This window comes from Pseudomonas guariconensis (assembly GCF_024127895.1).
Classification (GTDB): domain Bacteria; phylum Pseudomonadota; class Gammaproteobacteria; order Pseudomonadales; family Pseudomonadaceae; genus Aquipseudomonas; species Aquipseudomonas guariconensis_B.
Map to the genome: position 1 here is coordinate 1 of NZ_JAMYBK010000057.1, position 1,721 is coordinate 1,721.

The window sequence follows — 1,721 nt, forward strand, 5'->3', positions numbered from 1 at the left end:
TGTGGGAGATCACCCAGCCCTTCCGGGCTGCGCTGTCGCGCAGCAAACATGAGGCGTATGACTTCAGATCTGCGGCGGCGCTGACATTTTGAAAAAGAAAAGGCGGCTGGCCCATTAGGGCCAGCCGCCTTTCGCTTTGTTAGGGTTTGAGCGCGCGGGACAGAGATCGTAGCCAGCACTGGTGTGTGTCCGCACACCCGCGTGGGAGAGTGATCCGCACGGTATCGGCGTGAAGTCCCTGTAGGCATCAGCTGAATCAGCTGTGACCACGTATGAGAGAGTGAACCCTTTCGCCACCGTGTGCCCCGCGCGCCCTTTATCCTGCGAGTATTCACCATGGCGCGCAAGCCTTCCAAGCAACGCTTCACCATCGTTCATCCTGACTGCGCTGCGATTGATGTAGGTAGTCGAGAACACTTTGTCGCGGTTGATCCCCGGTACGAGAACGCCGTTCAGTCATTCACGTCCTTTACCGACGATTTGTACAAGCTGGCCGATTGGCTCCATAGCTTGGCCATCAAGGTCGTAGCCATGGAGTCCACAGGCGTTTACTGGATTCCGATTTACGAAATCCTCAGCGAGCGTGGATTCGAGGTCTATCTCGTTAATGCCCGAGCTACCCGGCAAATAACGGGGCGCAAGTCTGACGTGCTGGATTGCCAATGGATCTGGCAACTGATGACTCATGGTCTCTTGCGAGGTGCTTTTCGCCCAAGCGATCCAACATGCTGCGTTCGCTCACTGGTCAGGCAACGGGCTTTCAAAGTGAAAGACCAGGCTCAAACCTTGAACCGGATGCAGAAGGCACTGAGCCAAATGAACATCCAGTTGGCCAATGTCATCAGTGATATTTCCGGCGTGACGGGCATGAGAATTTTGCGAGCGATCATCGCAGGTGAGCGAGATCCTGTCCGCTTGGCTGAGCTGACCGATGGGCGTATCAAGGCAGGTAAAGACACCATTGCGCGTAGCCTGCATGGCAACTGGCGACGAGAACACCTGCATGCATTGGCGCAGGAACTCGCAGCCTATGACTTTCTTGAGCAGCAGATCGCTGAATGCGATGACGTCATCGGAAAGGCATTGGAACAACTACCAGTGCTGGAACATGAGCCACAACCCTCCAGGAAAGCGCTGCGAAGCCCACACCGGACGAGCGCTCAACAGGCAGCGCTACACCAAGCCCTTTGGCAGGTGCTAGGGGTCGATTTGACCGCCATTCCAACGATTGGCGTGGACACCGCACTGGTCCTGGCCGGAGAGATCGGCTCTAATCTCTCACGATTTCCATCATCACAGCACTTTTGCTCCTGGCTAGGGTTGGCCCCGCCGACTCGTATCTCAGGCGGTCGCCAGCTATCAGGTGGCGGCCCTAAGGTCATGAACCGAGCGGCACAGGCGCTCAAGCAGGCCGCGTCAAATGCACGCAACGACAAGGGTTTCATCGGAGCATCGCATCGAGCCAGATTGACCCGCATGGACACCAGTTGCGCCATCAAAGCCACTGCACACCAACTGGCTCGACTGGTCTACACACTGCTGACAAAAAAACAGACTTATGTTGAACAGGGACTCGAAGCATTCGAAGCCAAGAGCCAAGACCGACAGCTCCGGGCTTTGCTGCGCAAAGCCCGAAAGCTGGGGTATCAATTGGTGGCAGCCTAAGGTGCTTAAAAAACAGCGGGTTGCATTTTGTTTGATGAGAGCGGGCTTGCCCGCGA

General features: G+C 56.2%; 1 protein-coding gene. It reads left to right on the forward strand.

The annotated features are described in order from the left end of the window. The first annotated feature begins 336 nt into the window (after positions 1–336). Positions 337–1,665 (forward strand): IS110 family transposase, encoded by a 1,329-nt coding sequence (locus NJF35_RS24485; RefSeq protein ID WP_253091608.1) that lies wholly within the window; start codon positions 337–339, stop codon positions 1,663–1,665. Positions 1,666–1,721 lie beyond the last annotated feature (56 nt).

Excerpts from the sequence above, each read along its gene's own strand:
- NJF35_RS24485 (WP_253091608.1), top strand. The coding sequence starts at position 337 with ATGGCGCGCAAGCCTTCCAAGCAACGCTTCACCATCGTTCATCCTGAC.